We start from the raw sequence: 17,748 nt of genomic DNA, 5'->3' as shown, positions 1-17,748 counted from the left end.
AATAAAGAGGCTGCCTGCATGGCCGCGAATATAGAAAGAGGACTCCGGCAGCAAGGTATGGTTATTGGGACGCGCGACGTTTTTATCGCCGGCACTTGCTTAGCTCACGGGTTAACCATTGTAACCGGCAATATCGAACACTTTTCGCGGGTTCCGGGCCTTGAGGTTATTTCTCCTGCAGCCCTGGTTTGATCCATTGTTTAATGCACCTGCGCGTTTATGGATGTTGAACCGGTCTTTATGGTCGAATCATCATTGACCAGGGCGGCACGGACTATCAGTCGTTTTTTTGAGCTTCCGAGAGGCTGGCAGGTGGTCAGTGTCAGGACGGGGTAGCCGCAGGGTTGAATGACGCTCCAGTCGTTTTTCGCGACGCTAAACGTCTTTTCTACCCTATAAGTATAAGACCGACCCTGGTATCTGAGGATGATTGAGTCGCCGGGACGCAGGCGGTTCAGGCGTCCGAACCAAGCGCCGTACATGGTACGGTGTCCGGCGATGGCAGTATTCCCCTCCCCCGGTAGCGCTGACTGCTCGTACCACCCCGGTCCCCTCCACAGGTCCCCGTTCGATGTACCGCGTACAACCAGCGCATCAAGGTCAATGGCAGGGATTTCGATAATCGCCCATCCCGGTCCACGATACGGGGAATAGCCTCCACGAGGAGAATCTGTACCGGACGGACCTTCACCGGACAATCCTGCGCCGGAAGAACCACTGTTTCCGGATCTCTTGTCTTGCCCATTCGTCATTTGTGCCGGCGTTGTTTCTTTTTCCTGGGCAATAAAAGCGGCCCGCAGCTTGTCTTGTTGATACCGTGCGTAAAAGTCGGTAAAGAGGGGGTAAAGCATCAGCATTACCCCCGCAGCCATCAGTGCAAAACCGCAGATCTTCAGCCCGCGAATTTTCAATCTCCTCCCGTATTTATCGAATTACCGCTATTCCTGGCAACGTCCGCTTTGCGACCGGCGAATCAGCAAGTAACCAAAACCGGTTACACACAGGCCGACAGTAATGAAAAACGTCGGGTTTCCTCCGGTGAAAGGCAGTTCTACCGGCGGAATGGGGGCAGGCTGGATATTAACCACTGGATCAGGAGTCGGAGGAGCATACGGAATTTCACCGCGCGGCGGCGGTGTTACCGTCGGACGAAAACCGCCTCCTCCGCCGCCGCCGTCACCGTCACCGGGAGGGTAATCTTTATCTTCATAAGTCTGCTTGTAATTGATTTTCAGTTTATAGGTCAAACTCTGGTTCTGTGCCTTCTTCTGAGCCTGCTGTCCTGCCTCCGTAACCGTTATTTCATTGGTTAACTTGACCCAACCGCCTAGATCAAGCGTCAGCCTCTTTAATGAATTATTCAAGGCCTCGTCGATCCGGTCGATCCGCCCCCACCGGTTCTGCACGTATCCCAGGTCAACTTCCGGTTCGCCGCCCGGACCGTCTTTATCGTAACTGATACGGCAGGATGACCCGAGGTAATCAAGCAGAACTACGGCGGCTGCCTCGACCTCGGCCCCGTCATACTCAGCCGGCACGCTCCCCACATTAGTCATAACGGCCTGGTACGATGCCTTGCCATAAGGGTACAGGTTGCCCATCTGCACCGAAATAGTATGATCATCGACAAGCTTTACTTCACCGGTTATGTACGGGTCTGTCTCGCAGGTCAACCGGCTGCCGTCAAATATCACCGACACCGCATCTTCCGCCAGTACGTCCTTGCATTTTACAAACATGGCTCCGGCGACAATTGCGCTCAAAAAGAGCGCGCCGATGACAACCCGTAGAAACGCTCTTAATATCATTGTTAAAATTCCTCCGGTGGAAATAAGATCTATTATATTGATACTACAATCGCAGGCCTTTTCCCTCCATTAACCAATAAATATTATTAAAATTATGTATTATTTTCCTTCAGACGGCATTATATTCTCTTTTTCTAAACCGTGTTTCAACTTACCTTGCAGGTGTTTGCCGACAAAGCTGCCTAACCGTCCCCAACGATCTTAAAGCTGCCCCCCCTAACTGACATGCCGGAACCACCCGGCACTCAACGGCATGTCATAACTTCTTTGCATCGTTAAATACAATGCCACTTAGAACGCCTCACCTTAAGATCAGCTCTCCATTTTCCCCTCTTCTTTTTCTCTGTGTGCTCTGTGCCTCCGCGGTGAATCTGTTAACAGTTACCTATGAACACGGGACCTTCATACCTGCTTCAGGATAACGTTACGGCCGAGGCCGGGCATGCCTCGTGGTTCATCTCGGGAACATAGCCGTATGCCGTTGCGCCTTCGAAAACATAATAGGCGGGAGGCGCGCCGGCGCCGGAACTTTGATATATTACAGGCTTGCCGAGTTCGTCCGCCATTTTTATCAGGCTTTCAATGGAATCAAACGAAATCATGGTTACCGCCCCGTCGGGCGAGATCGCGCCGGAAACCTTTACCAGACGGTCGCCATATTGCTTGAGGATTCTCTCTTCGAGGCTCAATTCAGCCGCCGCCTTACCGCGCGTAAACGACAGGAACAGGATGAGCAACAGCCCGAGAGCGGCGCTCAAGGCCGGTGTGTAGTTCTTTTTGGTCTTATTTGTGGGGTCGGGTACGGTCACCGTCTCGGTTAGGGCGTCCTTCTTAGTTGAAGGCTTGGCCTCAATTATGAATTCTCCTGTTGTAAGGGGAATTGTCATAGTGGGAGTGAGGGCCTCATTTATTACCCCCTCATCAGTTACCGCCTTAAGAATAATGTTGGTGCGGATTACGAGTTTCGGCTCCCTGGCGCTTACACCTGTTTCTTCGCCGACTTTCTTTAAGAACTCCTGGTAACCGTCCAGTTTAAGCGGATATTCACTATTGAAGGAAAGGGTTTTGCCTTCCCCGCTGAAACCGGTGTTCGGAACAAGAACGAACTCCTTGCTCCATAACTCCGGAGCCTCGACGGTGGCTGTAATGCTGTATGTCCCACTGAGCTTTCCCGGCTGATCGGCGCTGAACTCGTAAGAGTAGTAGGTGTCGATTGACTGCACCAGCTTGCTGAAATAAGTCCTTTCCGGGCCCATTATCTTTTCCGGGAAGACACTGTTGGGTTTGATGTGCACCTGGTAGGTGATCTGTCCCTTTTGGCGGTAGCTGTACGTGGGAACCTGTTTCTTTATGGTTAAAGGCAGGCTGTAAACATAATACAGAAGGCCGAGAGAAGCGACAAATAACAGTCCTAAGGCGACAATCAAAGCCAGCCTCGCCCTTTTTTCAATCTGCTTTTTCTTAAGTGCCATTTGATTTCCTCCCCGGGATGTTATTTGGCGAACAATTGTTTAATTGCAATCGAGGCCCACCCAACCTTGGGGACCACGGAAACGACCTTTCCCATCACCTGTTCCGGGTATACCGGGCCGGAATCGGGCTGCCTGTTGGCGTCGCCTTTGGTGATAAAAACCGCGCCGCCTCCCTCCTGAGGGGTGATGCCGACGATGCGGTGTACCGTGGGAATTTCTCTGGACTTTGAGCGGTACTGGACGATGTCGCCTACCTTGAGTCGCCTGGGGTTTTGTTTGGCGACGATCACTATATCTCCCACCTCGATTCCCGGCCGCATGCTCCCGCTGGATATCACCGTCGGGCGAACGGGGAAGACGCCCAGCGAGAACCAGACGGCGATTACCGCCGCTACACCCGTAATGACCCAGCCGACCAGCCCCTTGTTGGAATGCTTCCGGGCCTTTCCCGGATGCTGCTTGCTGATGATTATTTCGTGGATGACCACCATACCGACCATCGGCACCACCGTTGCGGTCAGGGCCTTCATCGCCCAGTTCAGGTCCGGCAGAACGGGACAGAACCAGTCAAACGCCTCCAGCGCCCCGCGGTACGCCAGCGCCGGCAGAGCCCCTCCCCACAAGGCCAGAAAGGATGCCAGCAGGTTTTTCATAAAAACCGGGAGAAGACTGGAACCAAGGAACCTGGTGACAGTCTCCAGCTTAAAGTCGGCCGTCGGGATCTGGTTCAGCGGCAGCATGAAAAAGGTGTAGACAAGGGTGATAAAAACAGGCAAAAACGTCGCCGACTTTCTCAGCAGGCGGTTGATCAACCAGGCGCGGGTCAACTCCGTTCCCGCCAGGCTCATGCCCACAAAAAAAAGGTTGATCAATATTCCCTTCATACTAAAAGAGTTGGGGCTCTTGCCGAACTTGTCCAGAAAACCCGCGACTACGGCCAGGTAAATTTGAAACGCGGCCGCGCCGAACGCCAGCTTGATCAGAAGGCCGCGCAGACGACGCGGGGCGGTACCGCCGTACCGGGGCAGCCGCAGAATGTAAAAGGCCAGCAGCCCGTAGAGAAGGGGCTTAACCAGGTAAGTTGCGACAGACCCCCCGGAGATGCGCGGCAGCGCCTGGTTGATAAACAAATAAGCCGTAATGACTATACAGAATACCCAAAGCCAGTCGCGGGGGAGGTTGGGAAGACGCATGTCGTTTTCCATCGCCTCTATGCATTTAGAATATTTTTTAATTGGACAAGAAAACTAAGAAACCTTTATTAAATTGTCGGACTTAATCCAAAAAACGATAGGGGTTGAACTCACCCCCTGCACGTTATGCTTTTCTTTTTAAGAAGAAGGCGGGGTTTTACCCCCGCCGGAATAACCATTATTTTTAACCACAAATCCTAACCCTTCGTCTAAATCGGGCTCTCGTTCCACTGGACCGCTTCTACGCTGAGGCCGAATGTATAGGTGGTATTCTGCTCGGCGGCCTGGAGAACGTGAAACTCGAACGATTCCTCCGCCTGATCGCCGGTATGTAACTGCGCGCCCACATTGTCTCCAAAACGAAATTCCAGTACCCAGTTGCCGCCGACCACGTTTTGGACGTCCAGGTCACTTGTATACAGTACTATCGTACCGTCTTTGCCCAGCCAGTAAACTTTATAGCTGTCAATAACGAACTCATTATTCATCCAGTACAGCTTTGCTTTCTGGATGATTGCAGGAATGGTACCGAAGTTCTCGACCCTGCCGCTTATTTCGTTAAAGTAGCAGGGATAACCGTTTTCGACTGTTACGGTGAGCAGGTCTAAAACGCTGTCTCCATTTGTGTCACTGAACGTTCCTGTAGTTGAACCCACATTCTTTCCTTCCGGGCACATACGGGGGTTCTTTAAGCCGAGATCACAGGTAGCATCTGCGCCGCCTGCATACTCGTGATCCATAAACGAACCCGCTACCCAGCCCCATGCCAATTCGCCGCTCTGGGCGACCACAGTCGCGGTTACCGTGTCCGACCACTTGGCGTAGCCGAAGCCCATCGCGGCCATCGCCAGTACCGCTATAATACAGATTATCGTCGTCTTTTTCATTTTGAAGTCACCTTCTTTCATTACCACATTCCGTTCCAGCATTGCCACTCCGTAATCTCAAGAGTGCCTTGGGTTATATTGTCGGAACATGTAAGTAGGGGCCACAGAAACACCGGCCAGCCGCTGCCGCACCTCAGGTACAGTTCAATCTGCATCGTCTGACCCGGGTCCAGGGTGATGTTCCTGATGTCGCTTTGGAGCGACTCGAAAGAGTATCCTTCCGCGCCGCCGCCCGGATAGGCAATCGTCCACTTCCACACTTCGGGAGGCGTAAAATCCCCGCAACCGTCCCACGCTATGCTTTGCCATTCAAGCATGATGTCCTCGATCTTCGTGGGGATGGACCCGCCGTTGGCCACCTGCGCGCTGAACATCGGAGCATAACCGTGATATCCTTTACTAATCGTGAAGTTTACATTCTGGTAATATGCCGAGCCGTTAAGCTCGAAGCGAGCCTCCCCGCCGTTGCCGCAGGTTATGCTGCCGATATCGGAACATGATTGCGGACAATACCGGCAGTAGTATGTTGGATCGCAGCCAAGGTCGTTGACCTGGAGATACATCATCCCCACGTTAAGGTCGCCGAGGTCGGTGTAGACAGCCGCGGTCACCGTATCCGACCAGCGGGCATAGCCCGTTCCCATGATCCCGAGAGCGACCAGTAGTATCAGGCAGATAAACCCCAGCTTTTTCATGCCTTGCCCTTTCCTAAACATAGACATCTCATTTAACCTGTCAACATGCAGATTTACAGCCACGAATTCAGGCGGTGCGGCGGGGGCCTGTCCCGCAGGCCCCCGCACCAACCTTTAATAGCAATCAATTTAAGGAGCCGGAGGCGAATTCACTTCGTTCCACTGGCTGGCAGCAAACTCGTAGGTTACCCTGCCGTTTACGCTTTGCGGGCAAAGGTTCCCCTGGTCATCGGTCTCGTCCAGGTAGAACTGAATCTCCAGGCACATTGGTTCTCCGGCATGAAGCTGCAGGTATTTGAGCTCTTTGAAGAGCGCGTCCTTGCCTACACCGTCTTTTGCCCCTCCCGAAACCGATTTGGTGATATACCATCTGCCGATCTTCAGATATTTCGCCACATTACTGCCGTCATCCGTAACCAGAATGTCCTCGATCTTTACGGGAACAGTACCGATGTTGGCGATGTCGAAATGCGTGCTCGGACCGTAGTAGGGATACCCGTTGGTAATGGCCTCGGTTATGGATTTACTGTAGCCGCTTCCCGGTATCGGCTCAGCGTTGGTGCTCACCAAACTCGCGACATTCTTGTTTTCAGGGTTCTGACCCGGTGGGTACTGCGGGTCCCGGCCATCATCATCGAAATCAAACAGCCAGCTCCATCCATCATTGTTGCCGTCGTCCCAGGTCCAATAGTCGTGTATACCGATTTGAACCTCGCCGGTGTTAACCGTAACCGTGGCCGTTACGAAGTCCGACCACTTGGCGTAGCCGATGCCCATCGCGGCCAGCGCCAGCATCGTTATCAGACAGATTATCGTTGCCTTTCTCACAGTGCTGAAGCACCCCTTTCTAATTCCGTTGCTCAAGAATCGCATTCAACAAACATTATCTTTCCTTATTAACTGGCGTGCAGCGCGGGGCGCTTAACAGGCCCCTGCGCTGATCACATAACAGTTTACTTGGTTTACGGATTTACCTCGTTCCACTGGCTGGCGGTGACGGTGATCGTTACAGTACCGCTCGCGTTCTCCGGACACAGACCATTAGCATTTGTCTCTTCGAGGTACTGCTGGATTTCGAGCTTTATAACATCCTTGGCGTGAAGCTGATAGCGATCGAGATATGCGTAAAGAGCATTCTCACCTGTACCACTTAAAATCCTTGTTTCATTCACGTACATCGTCCAGGCGCCGATGTGCAGGAAAGAAATCAAATCGCCGGAAGCAACCGTATCGATACGCTCGATCTTCACGGGAATCGAGCCGCAGTTGGCGATCTCCACGACGGTGGTCGGGCCGTACCAGGGATAACCGTTGGTGATGGTCTCCGTTACGGAATCGTAGTACTGAGTGTCACCGATTTTGCACTTTTCAGTTCCGTTCTCGCTGACCTTTTTCGCAACATCCTTGCCTTCACTGTTATCCGCCAGGTCGCCGTACTGCGGGTCAGCGCCAGGCTGTCCTGCATTAGGCAATCCCGGACCGATAGGTAAATCCGCAATAACATCACTCGTAATACCGTCGTCGTTTGTTCCCAGATCCCGAATACCCACGCAAACGTTTCCTGTGTTTACCGAAACCGTGGCCGTCACGCTATCCGACCACTTGGCGAAGCCGTAGCCCACCGTGGCCAGCGCCATCATCAATACCAGACATATAATCGTTGCCTTTCTCACTTGCCGGAACACTCCTTTCAATATTTGGTTACTTGAGGATCTGCGATACAGCATCTCAGTTTTATTTTTTACTTCCATTCCCGCCGGCGCAGCGACCCTCCGAAACGGTCCCGCGCCGACCTTATCTGATTCTCTTCCCGGATTTCATCCTTTCGCTGTTTCGCCGCGGCCTGATCTTCAAGACCGCGCTTTAGACTACCTTAATTCTTTCTTAACCTCAAAATCCAACCCACTCAACCGCTGACTCACCCGGATACCGGGCCTTGGAACACCCTGGCTTTATACACCCCCCTTTATATGGTAAGATCCAACTTCTCGCATTTAAGATCTCGCGCAAGCCGGACTCCTTCGGCGCCTGTGCTGTTAATGCCCAAGACTTATTATCATCCCCAGGTTCCTCCATATTTCACCAAAAACGGTAGGAACGCGCCTTTTGAGCCATTCCTGCCCTCGGTTGCCACACTTTCCCTCCCCGCAAATGCGAGTGCTACAAGAATATTGTCGTATTTACTACCCTGAATGGTGGTTGACTAATAACCCATCGATTGAATTATCCGCGTTACATTAAAAAATAACACATTCCGACCAACTATTACCATAAGGCGTAAGTATGAATAACGAAGGAGTTACCAGCGTCCCAATTCACCTATTGGATTAAATCAATCGTACAATCGGAATTAAATCGGGAGTGCAGTAGGAATTAAATCAGAGGTATATACAGAATTAAGCCAAAAGTATAACAAGCGTGGTTATTAATCTGTTAAGAACCATAAAAATACTAAAGCCGGGCAAAATTAATCCTTTCCATACCCGGCCGGTTGAGGCGTATGTTTATCATGGTTCTCAAACGTTATACAGAATTTTGTCTCTTGGTATCCGTTCCTTCCATTAAACCGTAACTCATGGCCGCCATCAAGGCTTCCGTTCGGTTCCTCACCCCAAGTTTCCTGAAGATGTTCCGGAGATGCGTCTTGACGGTACACTCCGAGAGATACAGCGCGGTGGCTATCTCCTGGTTGGAATTACTCTGTGCGAGAAGGGAGAGGATTTCTCTTTCCCTTCCGGTCAGACCTTTGAAGGCAACCGTCGGGCCGGTTTTCTGATCACATCCGAATAGTTCGGGGTCGAACCGCGGCAGACAGAGCATCCCCGCGCTTACAATTATTTCGACCATAACGACTATCTGCTGGGGCCGCAGGCGAAGCGGCAGGCACCCTCGTATCCCGGCTTTTACGAGTTCCAAGAGATTATAATTATTAGGATCGTTAACAAGTATAACCGGGAGGGTAAAAGGACACTCCGACAGGAGCCTTTTTATAACTTGCAGTGGGTTTCCGCCATCCGGTTTCCAGAGCGCCACATCCGGATAAAGACGCGCAGCGGTCTTGACGAGTTCGGCGGAAGCAGCATCTCCGGTTAAGTGAAAAACGCCGCTTTCCTTAAACGCCGACGCCAGGTTTTCGCGCCATTTTTGCGAATTGCCGCATATAAGAACATCGAACTTAGTCATAACTCACTTCTTAACTCGGACTATGTCTTACTTAATTAAAATATATTAAAAAATAATAAAACTTACTATTTAGTGCCAATTATCATTATAAGGGATTAATCATCACTAACGCAATTAATTCTTTTGGATTAATTAAATTTTTGACAGAGTATTTGCTCACAAAACCCGATAGGACTAGTCCTTCCCCTTAGAATACCCCCGCTTTTTGGCTGAAGTTGCGGTATTCAATTTATTTTTGGGTGCAGGAGCCCGGTGAGTTCCGCCGGATCGCTTACCGGCGGGAGGCAGGCGCCGTCCTTGCAGACGACCGCGCAGGCCTTCTTTCCTGCTGCCAATCCGGCTTCGGCAAGCGCCGCCGCGTCTTCGGCGCGGAAGAAACGCACTGTTTTGGCCGGAACGTAAACGGCAAGAGCCCTGTGATGGAGGGACACAGTTAAAGCCGTTTCTTTTTTCCCCTTCTTCCCCGCCACCGTTATAACCGTCCACGGATGGATAGCCTCCCAGGTCGCAAGCGCAAAATCCGCCCCGGCAAGGCCTTCGCGCTCGAACACCGGCGCCAGCGATTTCAAGGCGGTCAGCGCCGCATCCTTATACCGCCCGTCACCGGACAGCGCGGCCAGCTCAAGAAGCCAACGGGCGGCCAGACCGTTTTCACCTATATTTTTAAGCGGCCGGGAAAGACTTCCCACGCCCCCCGGATCGGGAGGACCGTCGCAAAAGGCGCCGTCCGGAGCGCGCAGCTTCGTCAGAACGAATTCGGCCAGGGTTGCGGAGCGCTCGAGCCATGTCCTGTCCCCGGTGCCGCTGTATAGACTGAGACACGCCCTGCCGAAGGCGGCCTGATCGGAAAGCCGTCCGAAAACCTCCGGTCCGTCCGCATCGAAATAGTGGGCCATCCCCCTCCCTTCCCGGAACGCCTTCCGCCAGATGACCGCGGCCGTGGCAATCGCCTTTGACTGCCACTGGTCTTCCTCCAGAACCCAGGAGGCCAGGGCGAGGGCGCTTACAAGAATGCCGTTCTGGTTTATAAAAACCGTATGGTCGACAGGCGGGGCGCCGCGGCGGCGCCTTTCCGCGAGCGGGAGACCGTAATAGTCAAAGTCGGCGTCCTGGCTTCCCGCCCAGGCACCGTCGGCGGTCAGAAGATACTTCTCCAGGTAGGACAGCACGTCGCGCGCCACATCCGTAAACCGCAATTCACCGGTGATCTGGAACGCCCTCAGGTAAACAAAAAGCAGCGCGGCGTTTTCGCCCAGGATTTTCTCGTAGCGGGGAGCCGTCCACTCCCGGTTGGCGCTGCAGCGGAAAAAGCCGCCTTCTTCCGAGTCGTACATCCCGCCGCCGGCCATTATCGTCAGGGTATCGGACGCTATTTTCCGGCAATCCTCGTCGGAAGCGGTGTACACGGCGTGAAGCGCCAACTCGAGGGCCTGCGGAAACGGGAACTTCATCTCGCGGCCGAAACCGCCGTAGACGGAATCATACGCGCGCTTAACGGCCTTCACGGTACGCTCATGTGGGGAAACATCCAGTGTAACGGCGGGGGCGGGCTCCTCCTTTTCTTTCGGCGGTTTCATTTCCGCCTTGCGGAACTCCTCCCGTTTTTCCCGCCAGACCCTTATTAATTCCTCCAGAACCTGTTTCAGTTGCTCGGGCGCAACATAGGTGCCGCCGGTTATCGTCCTCCCGCCGGGCGTAAGGATAACGGTGGAAGGCCAGCCTTCCCTGGAATAGCGCTGGTTGACGTCCGGGCGGCGGTCCCCGTCAACCCGTACGGGAATATATTTCTCGTTAAGAATGGCGATGATTTCAGGGTCGGAGTAGCTGGTCTCGTCCATGAGGTGACACATCCGGCACCAGGCCCCGGCTATCGACAAAAACACGGGTTTATCTTCGACGACCGCGTCGGTGAAGGCCATATCGTCCCACGGCCGCCAGTTGATTTCGTGCGCCCGGTTCGGTCGCGGGGAAAACTTGAATTCAGCCTTCATCTTTTAGAACCGCCAAGACGCCAAGAATATGATAATAAACAAAAATTTTTTAAACAGTCATGGTAATCCATATTTAATATCTCTTCTCCCATTTTCAGACGTCTAAACGCCAAAGCGCAAGAATTATTAAAAGATCTCTACCGCCAAAACGCCAAGATTATTAACATAATTATTAAGATTAGGGTTATTATAATATTTCTTTTCCAGTCTTATATCGTTATAAATCTTATAAATCTTCCCGAAATTTTCTTTTCCCTGGCGTCTTGGCGGTTAGACTCCCCGCCTTTATTTCCTTTGTATCCTTGGCGTCTTGGCGGTTAATATCCTCCCCGCCGACCTACCAGTCGGTCGTCAGAAACGGGTTGTGTACTCTTTCCTCGCCTATGGAACTGGCGGGGCCGTGTCCGGGATAAACGATTGTCTCGTCGGGCAGGTGAAGCAGCTTTTTGCACGATTCAATCAACTCCCGGAAGTCGCCGCCGGGGAAATCCGTACGGCCGATCGAACCGGCAAAAAGGGTGTCCCCGGTGAAAACCACGCCCGGGCCTGCGAAACAGACGCCTCCCGGCGTGTGACCCGGGGCGTGATAAACTTCGAGTCTCTCGTCTCCGATCTCGATGATATCTCCGTGTTTAAGTTCCCGTTCGGGCGGTCCCGGCGCACTCCCCCTGCCGAAGTTAAGGGATAGGTTGGCGCCGACATCGGTCAGCAGCACCGCGTCGGCGAAGTGAACCGCGACCGGCGCCCTTGTGGCGCGGCGCAGTTCCGCCAGGCCGCCGATATGGTCATAATGGCCGTGGGTCAAAAGGATGCAGTACGTTGTTAGGCCGGCAGCGGTAAGCTGCCCGAGTATTCTTTCGCTTTCCGCTCCCGGATCGATCACGGCGGCCGTCTTTTTAACCGGGCAGCCGACGATGTAGGCGTTTGTCTGCAGGGCGCCCACAACAAGGCATTTTATAAACATAAGCGCACTCCTTTTTTCAGTCCTCAGTCCTTAGTCACGAGTCACGAGTCGCGGGTACGGGTACAAACCACGGATAAACACGGAATAAGTTCCATCTCTTTGTTCTCTGTACCTCTGTGGTGAAATATTCTGGTTCCGGCTTGTCTACGTTATCGATTCTAAAACTATCGTCACCGGCCCCTCGTTGGCGATCTCAACAATCATATGAGCCTGAAAACGCCCTTCCGCAGTGACCGCGCCTCGGGCGCCCAATTCATCAATAAACTTTCGGTAAAGGGGTTCGGCCTGCGCCGGCGGAGCGGCTTCCGTAAAACTCGGCCTGCGTCCGCGGCGGCAGTCGGCGTAAAGCGTAAACTGGGATACGACCAGCACCGCCCCCCCTACGTCCAGCACGGAGCGGTTTAACTTTCCGTCGTGGTCTTCGAAAATCCGCAGGTTTGCAATTTTCTCGGCCAGATAGCGGGCGTCGGCAGCCGTGTCGCTTTTCTTAACGCCCAGCAGCACCACCAGACCATGCCCGACACTCGAAAGGGTTTGTCTGTCCACGTATACCGCGCCGCGAGCCACGCGCTGGACAACAGCCCGCATCTCCCCACTCCTCACATAAAGTGTAAGGTCGTAGTCATTAAATAAATTTTACTCTTTTTACTCCTTGATTCTACATTCCACATTCTATATTCTATATTCCACATTCTATATTCGTAATTCTCTTCATCCTTCATCATTGTTCTTTATACCACCCTCCGTACCTCGAACACGTCTTTTATACGGTTAATCTTGCGGACAAGGTAGTCGAGCTGATCCTTATCCCGTAACTGCGCGCTGAATTCGATCGTCGCCATGTGGTCCTTCTTGCCCCTGGCGGTCACCCAGGACGCGCTTATCTTCATCTCGGCGAGCACGCCCATAACATCGCCGAGCAGACCGGCGCGATCCATCGCGGAGATCTCCACCCGCACGAAGAACGGCGCATCGAACTGGGACTCCCACGAGACCTCCACCAGGCGTTCGGTTTCGTTGTCCCGCCAGGTTCCTACATTGCGGCAATCGGCCCTGTGCACCGATACCCCTCTTCCCCGGGTCACGTAACCCACGATCGCGTCGCCGGGTACCGGGTTGCAGCAATGGGCCAGGCGCGCCAGGAGGTTGTTTTCCCCACGGACCCGGACCCCCTGCGCGTGGTGCGTGGGACGCGGCATAACGGACGGCTCAACCGAAACCTCGGCAGGCACGACTTCTTCGCGCAGGCGTGCGACGAGGGTCTGCGGCGCGACGACTCCCTGCGCAACCGCGGCGTAGATGTCTTCAAGCGTGTGAATGTTAAAGCGCCGCCCCTGTTCCAGAAGTTTTTCACTCTTCAGCGCTTCAAACTCCAGACCCTGTTTCCGGGCTTCTTTTTCGAGCGCTTCGTAACCGCGCTGGACCGCTTCTTCCCGCCACTCGCGCTTGAACCACTGGCGCAGCTTGTTGCGTGCCTGAGAACTCCTTATCACCAGAAGCCAGTCGCGGCTCGGATTAGGCTGCTTGGCGGTTAGGATTTCCACGATGTCGCCGGTTTGCAGCTTGTAGTCGAGCGGCACCAGCTTGCCGTTGATTTTAGCGCCTTTATAACGATGGCCCACATCGGTATGAATCCGGTAAGCAAAATCAAGCGGCACCGCATCGGCCGGAAGCTCCACCACGTCTCCTTTAGGCGTGAAAACAAAAACCAGATCCGAAAAGACATCGATCTTAAGCCCGGCCATAAAATCGCGCGCGTCCCGCATCTCATGGACCCATTCGAGGAGTTCCCGGAGCCAGGCCAGTTTAGCCTCCATTTCCCCGTTGCGCTGCTTCCCTTCCTTATACCGCCAGTGCGCGGCGATTCCGTACTCGGCCGTCCTGTGCATATCCCAGGTGCGGATCTGGATTTCGAGCGGTTCACCCTGTGGTCCGACCACGGTTGTATGCAGCGACTGGTACATGTTTTCCTTGGGCATGGCTATATAATCCTTAAACCGCCCGGGAACCGGCTTCCAGAGGGTATGCACAACGCCTAAGACGGCGTAACAGTCCCGGATGGATTCGACAAGCACCCGCAGGCCTGCAACGTCGTATATCTCGCTGTATTCTTTTTTCTGATTCTCCATTTTGCGGTGTATGCCGTAGAGGTTTTTGGGGCGGCCCTGGAGTTCTGCGTTGATTCCGGTCTCCAGCAGACGTTCCCTCAGAACTTCGATAACCTGCCGGATGTGTTCCTCACGTGCCGCCCGGGTCTGGGTGAACTGGTCGGCCACGTACTTATACGCCTCGGGCTCAAGATACCGGAACGCCAGGTCCTCCAGTTCCCACTTCAGTTTACTGATTCCGAGACGGTGCGCGAGAGGGGTGAAGATTTCAAGCGTTTCGCGGGCTATGGCCCGCCTTTTTTCAGGGGTGTGGTACTCGAGTGTCCGTAGATTGTGAAGTCGGTCGGCAAGCTTTATCAAAATGACTCTTATGTCTTTGGCCATCGCCAGGAACATCTTGCGCAGGTTTTCGGCCTGCTGTTCTTCTTTTGAACGGAATTCAAGCCGGGAAAGCTTGGTTACACCGTCAACCAGGGCGGCTATCTCCGGACCGAATTTTTCCTCAATGACCTTCAGGTCAACGCCGGTATCCTCTACCACATCGTGGAGGAGCCCGGCAACGATGGTTTCCGTATCGAGTTCAAGTTCGTCCAGGATTTCCGCTACCGCCACCGGGTGAACGATATAAGGCTCTCCGGAATAACGCCTCTGATCCTTGTGGAGTTCAACCGCAAAAGAATAAGCCTTCTTGAGTAACTCCTGGTCTATGTTGGGGTTGCGTGATTTAAGTCGATGAACACGTTCTTCATATAGTTCCATTGGTACCACCACGGCTAATTATACCACATCTGAAATAATCTTTAAGCGCCTCAGCCGGGGTTGTAAGGAAATGTTGCTGGCAGGAAAGCATTTCCCGTTTGAAGGCGTACTGCTGTCTGAATGTGGGCGCTGAAGGGAGAAACCTTTTCTCCTTAGACGCCTGAACCCGCACCTTAAACCCACCGGCGACAGGGGTGGATTCCAGAAGTTCAAGCTCACCAAGTACCCTCAGAACATTTTCCACCGCCTTACGGCCTGCGCCGGGAACGCCGAATCCCTTTAGAAGCCCCGCTGCCTCCGGCAGCAGCAGCATCGTTCCCCTGTAACCGCCCTGACGCTGCAAATACTTATAAAATCCCAGCAAAACCTGCCGGGGCGGCGCAAACGAGTAAAGGCGCTGCCGCGCGGCATCTCTGTCACCTTTCCGATACAGCAGGATGAGGCTGCGGCCGCCGCATTCGCTCAGCCACTCCCACTGGGGCCAGGTATGCATCAGATCGAACACAACCACGTCTTTGTCTTCCGCAAACTTTCCCGCCAGCGCCGGTGTGGTTACCAGAACATCGATCTCCCCCGCTGCCGTCAGTTCACTCAGGGTGCGTCGCTCTTCAAGCACCCCGCTGTGAAAAACCGCGATACGGGAAGCCTTTTCTGGAAAAGAGAGCTTAAGCTGAGAAGCCACCTCAAACGCCACCGCCGGTGTCGATACCACAACCGCCGCACTTTTTCCGAAAACCATTCTTTTTAACAACGCCCACCGGTCGGGATGTTCCCGCAAATCAACAAGGGATTCCCGCATGACGTCAGGTTTTATTTTATCCTTTTGTTTTATGGTTATCTCTTCAGGCAGGAAAAGGTCCGTTGGTTGACTGATGAATAACAGGTTCTTTTCTAACAGGCGTTTTCCGTATTCCGAACACCCAGGACCGGGATCCCGGTCCCGGAACGGCGCGCGGAAGCCCTCTATCTTGAGTTCCACCCTTCCGGTCATTTCATTGATAATCGGTCTGAAGGCGACATCCAGGACACCCGGCGGCGGTCCGTCCCCCGCCAAACCGAAACCTATCGCGTCTATCCTACAGTTTCCCTGGCGCAGCCGCAGCTTCAGGTGGTTGGCGTTTTGGCCGACCGGACGGGAATCCTCAACCCTGAGCCCGTAAGAAACCAACCGGGGTGGAGGGTTGCCGCATCCGTGAGGCTCAAGAAGGTCAAGCTCCGTAATCAGTTTCGCATTAAGCTCCACCAACTGCGCTACCGCATCGAACTCCACTGATGTCGTTTCCGGCGGTTCCTTCCGTAGCGCGTAATCCTCCAAGGCTTCTTTAACGCTTAACACGGCCGCGCGTTCGACGCTGAACCCTCCCGCTCCGGTATGACCACCGTATTCCACGAGGAAAGGTGAAGCATGCTGCAGCGCCTTATAAACATCGAACCCGGGCGTTCCCCGCCCCGACCCGCGCCCTTTCTCGCCGTTCAGGGCGACGACAAACACCGGCCGCTTGTAACGGTCCATCAAACGGTTCGCCACAAGACCGGTCAACCCCGGCAGCCACCCTTCCCCCGCGAGCACGATAACCTTCTTTTCCAACTCTTCCGGCTGCCCGTCCAGCATGGCCAGGGCCTCCGCCAGCATCAAAGCCTCAAGCCGCTGCCGTTCCTGGTTGAGGGAGGTAAGCTGCGCCGCCTTTTCCGCCGCGTCATCCCGTCCGCTGAGCAGCAGTTCGAGAGCCGCGTGCGGGTTGCCCACCCTGCCCGCGGCGTTTATTCGCGGCGCCAGAAACATGGAGACGGACCTTCCCGTAACCGTCCTTTCCCCGTTGGATGATTGCAGAAGGGCCTCAACGCCCGGCCTGGGCGCATTGTTTATCCTCTCCAGCCCGGTCCGGACAAGAATCCGGTTCTCTCCGGTCAGCGACACCACATCGGCAACGGTGCCGATAGCCACAAGATCCAGTAAATCCGTCGCGTCTGTGCCGGTTCCCTGCAAAAGCGCGGTCGCCAGTTTGTAGGCCACGCCCACTCCGGCCAAATCCTTGTACGGATACGGACAGTCCGTCTGCTTCGGATTTACCACCGCCACGGCCTTCGGCAGTTCCGGCCCGGGCTGGTGGTGATCGGTTACGATAAGGTCGATCCCGATTTCACGGCATAAATCGGCCTCTTCGCAGGCGTTTATCCCGCAGTCCACCGTAATAATCAGTTCGACACCCTCTTCACGGGCTTGCCTGAGCATCGCGTCCTTGAGCCCGTACCCTTCTTCCCTGCTCGGAAGGTGGCATGAGGGACGCGCTCCAAGCCTTTCCAGGGTTAAAAACAGAAGCGCGGTGGCTGTTACCCCATCCGCGTCGTAATCGCCGTAAACAAGTATGCGCTCTTTTTTTTCAACCGCGCGCATAATCCGTGCCAACGCTTTGTCGATACCCTTTAAAGACAGAGGAGACGGGAGCGCCGCCACCTCCCCCGCCAGGAACTCCGCCGCTTCGCGCAGCGACCAGACACCCCTGTTGATAAGAAGTCTGGCCGTAATATCGGTAATACCCAGTTCCCGCTTGAAAAGCGCCTGCAGGAATGGTTCCTCAGGCGCCACGCGCCAGGTTTCCCCCGACATGGTTCACCCTCCACTGTAGTTAAAGTACGTGGTTTTTATTTCAACGTTTATGAAATGAACGGTCTGTGTCCGCACTATTT

Annotated in this window: 15 protein-coding genes; 1 reads left to right on the top strand and 14 read right to left on the bottom strand. The window is 54.0% G+C overall.

All coding sequences use genetic code 11. From position 1 onward, the window contains the following. Positions 1-192, top strand: a 192-nt coding sequence (locus tag AB1500_12440) for a type II toxin-antitoxin system VapC family toxin (GenBank protein ID MEW6183959.1), incomplete at its 5' end; no start/stop codon positions are given. A gap of 8 nt (positions 193-200) precedes the next feature. Here the strand turns inward: AB1500_12440 and AB1500_12435 are convergent. The 14 genes from AB1500_12435 to recJ all read right to left on the bottom strand — a co-directional run bounded on the left by AB1500_12435 (position 201) and on the right by recJ (position 17,668). Continuing rightward, on the bottom strand, positions 201-911 hold the full coding sequence (locus tag AB1500_12435) for a class E sortase (protein MEW6183958.1): 711 nt from the start codon (positions 909-911) through the stop codon (positions 201-203). Positions 912-938: 27 nt separating this feature from the next. Then, the gene (locus AB1500_12430; protein MEW6183957.1) at positions 939-1,808 is read right to left on the bottom strand and encodes a hypothetical protein; all 870 of its coding nucleotides are present in this window, start codon (positions 1,806-1,808) and stop codon (positions 939-941) included. A 413-nt stretch (positions 1,809-2,221) separates the two neighbouring features. After that, a complete protein-coding gene (locus tag AB1500_12425; GenBank protein ID MEW6183956.1) occupies positions 2,222-3,280 on the bottom strand; it encodes a DUF5305 family protein in 1,059 nt (352 codons plus the stop codon). Between the two features lie 20 nt (positions 3,281-3,300). Next, positions 3,301-4,485: a signal peptidase I gene (locus tag AB1500_12420; GenBank protein ID MEW6183955.1), complete on the bottom strand. Its 1,185-nt coding sequence runs from the start codon at positions 4,483-4,485 to the stop codon at positions 3,301-3,303. A 197-nt stretch (positions 4,486-4,682) separates the two neighbouring features. Then, on the bottom strand, positions 4,683-5,360 hold the full coding sequence (locus AB1500_12415) for a hypothetical protein (GenBank protein MEW6183954.1): 678 nt from the start codon (positions 5,358-5,360) through the stop codon (positions 4,683-4,685). Positions 5,361-5,380: 20 nt separating this feature from the next. Continuing rightward, on the bottom strand, positions 5,381-6,055 hold the full coding sequence (locus tag AB1500_12410) for a hypothetical protein (protein ID MEW6183953.1): 675 nt from the start codon (positions 6,053-6,055) through the stop codon (positions 5,381-5,383). 129 nt (positions 6,056-6,184) lie between these two features. Further along, entirely contained in the window at positions 6,185-6,883 is a 699-nt protein-coding gene (locus AB1500_12405) for a hypothetical protein (GenBank protein MEW6183952.1), read from the bottom strand. 134 nt (positions 6,884-7,017) lie between these two features. Continuing rightward, a complete protein-coding gene (locus AB1500_12400; GenBank protein ID MEW6183951.1) occupies positions 7,018-7,728 on the bottom strand; it encodes a hypothetical protein in 711 nt (236 codons plus the stop codon). A gap of 850 nt (positions 7,729-8,578) precedes the next feature. Beyond that, positions 8,579-9,238, bottom strand: a complete 660-nt coding sequence (locus AB1500_12395; protein MEW6183950.1) for a response regulator transcription factor — start codon at positions 9,236-9,238, stop codon at positions 8,579-8,581. 224 nt (positions 9,239-9,462) lie between these two features. Further along, positions 9,463-11,229, bottom strand: coding sequence for a DUF255 domain-containing protein (locus AB1500_12390; GenBank protein ID MEW6183949.1), 1,767 nt, complete (start codon positions 11,227-11,229; stop codon positions 9,463-9,465). Positions 11,230-11,566: 337 nt separating this feature from the next. Beyond that, on the bottom strand, positions 11,567-12,193 hold the full coding sequence (locus AB1500_12385) for an MBL fold metallo-hydrolase (GenBank protein MEW6183948.1): 627 nt from the start codon (positions 12,191-12,193) through the stop codon (positions 11,567-11,569). Positions 12,194-12,337: 144 nt separating this feature from the next. Beyond that, entirely contained in the window at positions 12,338-12,781 is a 444-nt protein-coding gene (gene dtd, locus AB1500_12380; GenBank protein ID MEW6183947.1) for a D-aminoacyl-tRNA deacylase, read from the bottom strand. Between the two features lie 143 nt (positions 12,782-12,924). Beyond that, positions 12,925-15,060 (bottom strand): bifunctional (p)ppGpp synthetase/guanosine-3',5'-bis(diphosphate) 3'-pyrophosphohydrolase, encoded by a 2,136-nt coding sequence (locus AB1500_12375; protein ID MEW6183946.1) that lies wholly within the window; start codon positions 15,058-15,060, stop codon positions 12,925-12,927. Beyond that, positions 15,047-17,668: a single-stranded-DNA-specific exonuclease RecJ gene (recJ, locus tag AB1500_12370; protein ID MEW6183945.1), complete on the bottom strand. Its 2,622-nt coding sequence runs from the start codon at positions 17,666-17,668 to the stop codon at positions 15,047-15,049. Before recJ ends, AB1500_12375 begins: the two co-directional genes overlap by 14 nt. Positions 17,669-17,748 lie beyond the last annotated feature (80 nt).

This window comes from Bacillota bacterium (assembly GCA_040755295.1).
Lineage (GTDB): Bacteria > Bacillota > Desulfotomaculia > Desulfotomaculales > Ammonificaceae > SURF-55.
The sequence above is the reverse complement of the archived record's forward strand: the minus strand, read 5'-3'. Positions and strand labels throughout refer to the sequence as shown.